This window comes from uncultured Megasphaera sp., from assembly GCF_958350005.1.
In the GTDB taxonomy this organism is placed as follows: domain Bacteria; phylum Bacillota; class Negativicutes; order Veillonellales; family Megasphaeraceae; genus Megasphaera.
In genome coordinates this window covers 1-4,987 of the sequence record NZ_CATWFF010000146.1, presented here as the reverse complement: position 1 = coordinate 4,987, position 4,987 = coordinate 1, and the positions used below count along the sequence as shown (strand labels likewise).

Genomic DNA, 4,987 nt, shown 5'->3' with positions numbered 1-4,987 from the left:
TCAAGTATTCCTGTGGAGGCCCATGATGTACAGCTGGATCAGGTCATTTCCGAACGGGCCGTGTATTCCTCATATCGTTAGAATCAGCTGTGAGGTGCGGACCATTTCTCCGCAAGTATATTAAGGTATTTCGCATATCAAAAAAGACAGGCTCTGGCCTGTCTTTTTTGCGTGTACGTGAAGTTTTACTGCTGCAGTACTGGCACGACTTTCGTGCAGTGAGGCATGATGTTGATGGTGTAGTCTGTTTTTCCCTGTTCCTGCAGCTTTTTCTGAGCCAGGTCCCACGCTTCGGCAACAGTGGCAACGGGAATCTGTCCGGTCCGGCGAATATCGTCGAAGTTGCGGGGCAGCGTGACGAGGATGACCGTGCAGCGGTGAGCCAGGCAGAACAGGTTATAGGCCACGAAGAAAGGAATGGTGAATTCTTTGCGCAGTGCCGTTTCCATGTCTTCCATGGTGTCGTATTTGAAACTTCCCATGTAGGCAGCCGGTTCTTTCATGTCCCGCGCTTCCATAATGGCAATGACGATGCCGCCGTCTTTGACGGCCATGTCTGCCGGGTCATAGCACTTGCTGCCCTGATACAGGCTGACGTCGCTGGGATAGCCGCCGGCGCAGGCAAAGACGACGTCGGCTTTCTGCTTCATAGGAACGCGCTGAATATCGAAGACTGCTTCCGTCCCTTTACGCCATGCTTCATACCAGTCGCCGCCGACCATGCGGCAGATTTTGCCGTCGGCGTTGATGACGGAGTGGACGAGAAAGCAGGGATTGATTTTCCGGCACGCTTCGACCATGTCGTCGTTTAGGGGATTGTGATCGATGAGGAGCGAACGGGTATGGGGATTGATGCCACCGCCCACCTTTTCGGCTAAGGCATGGCAGTGATTGCGCTGAATCGTTTCATACCCGGCCACACCAGGGAGAATGAGCTTGCGGCCGCCGCCAAATCCGGCAAAAAGGTGGGTCGTAATACCGTCGATGAGGATGACCTTATCGGCGTCGACGACGTGCCTGTTCAGCTTCAGGGGCGTTCCCATGGTCGTCGTGCCAAAATCGACGAGTGTCGGATCCTGGCAGTCGTGCTGATAGGTCCGGACACGGTCCAGCACGTCTTTTCCGCAGACGATTTCGTCTTCTTCCGGTGTCTGCGGGCGGTGCGAGCCCTGGGCAAAGACAATGTATATATCCTTGTCCGGCACGCCGCCCAGGTTGAGCTCATCGAGAATATAGCGGATAAATTCGTGGGACCGGTTCCATGAGCGGGTTACATCGGCAACGACCAGGCAGACCTTGTCGCCAGACTGGACTTTATCCTGCAGGGGCGCACTGCCAATAGGGTGGCGCATGCAGTCAATGGTGGCTTCTTTTACGTCGACAGGGGGAATATGCTTCCCTTCCATAACGTCGGAAATGTGTTCCGTCGGCAGAGACACAGTCTGGGTCGTATTGCCAATAGCAAAAGTAAATTCTTGTAAAGCCATAGAATAGAAGCCTCCCTTTTATACGATGCAAACGGACTGCACCGGTACATAGATATAGAACTGTAAGACAGATGTTACGGCAATTAAGCGTCAATGAGTTTGCCCGGATTCAGGATCAGTTTGGGGTCCATGGCTCGCTTGATGGTTTTCATGATATTGAGTTCTCCATCAGGTGTAAATTCTTCCATGTATTTCAGCTTCTTGGCGCCAATGCCGTGTTCACCGGCCAAGCGGCCGCCGACACTGTAGGCATAGGCATAGACCTGCTGGTGAAATTCTTCGACATTCTTATTCCATTCTTCGTCACTCATGTCCATTTTGCACAGGACAATGTGCAGGTTGCCGTCGCCAATGTGGGCGTTGATTTTGACCTGGAACGGATAGTTTTTGCCGATTTCCATGATTTTTTCAATGGTGCCGGCAATTTTGTGGACCGGCACGACAACGTCGTCTGTAAGGAAGACTTTGCTGACCATTTCGCACGACGTCTGGACGTTGCGGCGCATGTTCCAGATGCGGGCATCTGCTTCCAGTACTTCGACGGCGCCCGATTCTTCGCAGATCGTGCAGACTGAGTCCATCTTGGCATCCAGTTCATCTTCCCGGAAGGTTTCCACCGTAATGATGACGTAAATGCCGTCTTCGTAATGGGGCATGTCCGAGTACTTGCAGTAATCGGCAGTATCGCGGACATAGGAGTTGTCCATGTATTCGACGCTCGTCGGGTCGATGCCGGCCTTGAGCAGCTTAGGCACCATGTACAGGGCTTTCTTCGGGTCCGTATAAATGGCCAGTACGTCGAAGCGGTATGGCGGCAGCGGAATCAGCTTGACTGTGACTTTCGTAATAATGCCCAGCGTTCCTTCACTGCCGATAATGAGCTGTTCCAGGTCGTAGCCAGTGGAGCATTTTTTCAGGATGCGGCCGCATTCGACGATTTCCCCGGTAGGCGTGACCATTTCCAGAGAATAGACCTGGTGGCGCGTTACGCCGTAGCGGACAGCGCGAAGACCGCCGGCGTTGGTAGCCAGGTTGCCGCCAATAAGGCAGCTTTCGGCGCTGGACGGGTCGCCGGCATAGAGGAGGCCTGCTTTTTTAGCGGCATTCTGCAGATCGACGGTCCGCACGCCGGCTTCGACAGTCATGTACATGCCTTCCTCGTTGAGTTCGAGAATGTGGTTGAGCCGGTCCATGCACAGGACGAGGCCGCCGCAGACCGGAATGGCGCCGTCAGCCAGACTGGTGCCGCCGCCGCGGACGGTAATGGGAAAATCATATTCATTGGCCAGCTTGACGATGGCGGCAATTTCCTGGGCATTAGCCGGAAGAACGGCTGCTTCGGGAACGTGGAACATGGCCGGGTTCGTTTCGTAATCGGTCTGATACTGCAGGAGCATGTCCCGGTCGGTTTTGACGTAGGACGGCCCTGTAATCGCTTTTAATTTATCGATAATTTCTGCCGTAATAGGCTGATAGGTTTTCAAAAAAAATCCCCCCTTTGTAAAGATGGTTTTATTCTACCACGCAGCGGGGGATTAGGGAAGAAATTAGAATTTTAAGTCAATAATGGCCGATACGCCGACACCTTGGACACGGCTGAGGTTTGTCACATCTGTCGTTGCCAGCGGAATCAGGGCCTTGGCGCGGGCAATGTTGTTGAAACTGCCTTCCAGCTGGCCTACAGCCTTGACCTTGTCGACCTGTGCTGTCGGGCCGACGACCTGTACGGCGCCGATATACTTGCCGGAGCCGACGCTGAGGACAGGAACAACTTTGGTGGCGTAGTCTGTGCCGACGCCGTTTTTCATGAGAAGTTTATTCAGAAAATCGTTGATTTGTCCGCCAAACTTATCGACTAGGACAGTGACGCCGCCGACTTTCAGCAGGGAACCGAAATCAAAGGCCTGTGTGGCAGCTGCGCCGGACAGGAGCAGTGAGGCTGTCAGGACAGCCGTAAGCAGTTGTTTTTTCATAGAACATTCCTCCTTGCAGATGTGAGTTACATATGGATATGCATATTCTGTCTATATTATAGCACCTTTGGACAATGGCACCGGCCTTACCAGAAAAGGCAGCACATCATTTTCCGCTCCTCGTGCGGGACCTGCGGCTGCCGCGGGCCAGGGAGGCGAAGATGGCCAGAAAGCAGAGAACCGCAAAGAGGGCGTACAGCAGCTGCAGGGACGTGCGGACGGCGTCGGCATAGGGAACAATGGCAGCTGTCTGCCAGGATAGTACCAGCGTGACCAGGGCCATGCTCAGGGCCTGGCCGACGTTGCGGGCCAGGGCGAGCATGCTGGAGGCGATGCCGTGATAGGCTGGCTTGACGGAACTCATAATGGCACTGTTGTTAGGCGCACCAAACAGGGCCGATCCTGTACCGATGAGGGCCAGAATTACGGCAATTTGGATAATCGGCGCTTCAGGCTGCCAGGCCAGGCAGATCAGGCCTGCTGTTGTCAGCAGGAGGCCGGCTGACGAAATCAGTCTTGAACCGTACTGGTCGGACCATTCGCCGGCTTTCGGCGACAACACGGCCATAAGGATGGGCTGAATGAGGAGAATCAGGCCCGAAACGGTCGGAGACAGACCAGCCAGCACCTGCAGGTAGAGGGACAGGAGAAAGGACAGGGCATAGGTGGCACTGTACTGAATGAGGGCGGCCAGATTGGACATGGAAAAGGTGACGCTGCGGAAAATGTACAGCGGCAGCAGGGGGTGATAGGACTTGCTTTCATGGACGATGAATACAAGCAGCAAGGCTAAACCGGCCCAGAGGGGAAGGCCTGTGTCCATGTATGACGACAGGCCCCAGAGAATGAGGGTAATGGCAGATACGGACAGGGCCGAACTGACGATATTGACGAAGGGGGCAGTGTTGGCATACCATTCCTGATTGACCGGCCGGATGCAGTAATAGGAAGCGGCGATCATGGCAGCGGTCACGACAAACAGGGAGCGCCAGCCCAAGTACTCGGTTAGCACGCCGCCCAGAACGGGCCCCAGTGACAGGCCCAGGTAGGTCAGGGAAACGCAAATGCCCAGGATTTTCCCCTGATTGGCGTCGGTTGTCGTCGTCAGCAGAAGGGGCATATATGATACGTAGACAGCCGCCAGGGCAATGCCCTGCAATACGCGCAGGCCGATGAGGATGGGAAGAGACGGTGCAAACGCGGCAGCCAGGGTCGTCCCGGCAAAGGCGAGGAGGGCATAGACGTAGGTGCGGCGCCGCCCGTACAGGTCGGATACTTTGCCCATAGGCAGGAGCATGGCCGCTGTGGGAATCAGAAAGGCCGTGACGACCCAGCTCAGCGTATCAGGCCGGACAGCAAACTCGTCGGCCATGACGGGAATGGCAATGTTCACGGCTGTCGACAAGAAAGAGCCGGCAAAACTGATGATGCAGACCGAATAAAAAATACATTTTTCCATAGTCATAACAATTACCTCACAAGTCAGGTGGGACGATATGAACGATAGTTGGTATACCTGTATTATAA

General features: G+C 54.6%; 4 protein-coding genes. All 4 read right to left on the bottom strand.

Features of this window, described 5'->3' with window-relative positions:
* Window positions 1–185: 185 nt before the first annotated feature.
* Window positions 186–1,487: a nickel-dependent lactate racemase gene (gene larA / locus Q3886_RS08290; protein WP_301860890.1), complete on the bottom strand. Its 1,302-nt coding sequence runs from the start codon at window positions 1,485–1,487 to the stop codon at window positions 186–188.
* Between the two features lie 83 nt (window positions 1,488–1,570).
* Window positions 1,571–2,971 carry an FAD-binding oxidoreductase gene (locus Q3886_RS08285; protein ID WP_301860889.1) on the bottom strand — a complete coding sequence of 467 codons (1,401 nt, stop codon included), beginning with the start codon at window positions 2,969–2,971 and terminating at the stop codon, window positions 1,571–1,573.
* 63 nt (window positions 2,972–3,034) lie between these two features.
* The gene (locus tag Q3886_RS08280) at window positions 3,035–3,460 is read right to left on the bottom strand and encodes a hypothetical protein (RefSeq protein WP_301860888.1); all 426 of its coding nucleotides are present in this window, start codon (window positions 3,458–3,460) and stop codon (window positions 3,035–3,037) included.
* 106 nt (window positions 3,461–3,566) lie between these two features.
* A complete protein-coding gene (locus Q3886_RS08275) occupies window positions 3,567–4,925 on the bottom strand; it encodes an MFS transporter (protein WP_301860887.1) in 1,359 nt (452 codons plus the stop codon).
* Window positions 4,926–4,987: the final 62 nt, after the last annotated feature.

Excerpts from the sequence above, each read along its gene's own strand:
- larA (WP_301860890.1), bottom strand. The coding sequence starts at position 1,487 with ATGGCTTTACAAGAATTTACTTTTGCTATTGGCAATACGACCCAGACT.
- Q3886_RS08275 (WP_301860887.1), bottom strand. The coding sequence starts at position 4,925 with ATGACTATGGAAAAATGTATTTTTTATTCGGTCTGCATCATCAGTTTT.
- Q3886_RS08280 (WP_301860888.1), bottom strand. The coding sequence starts at position 3,460 with ATGAAAAAACAACTGCTTACGGCTGTCCTGACAGCCTCACTGCTCCTG.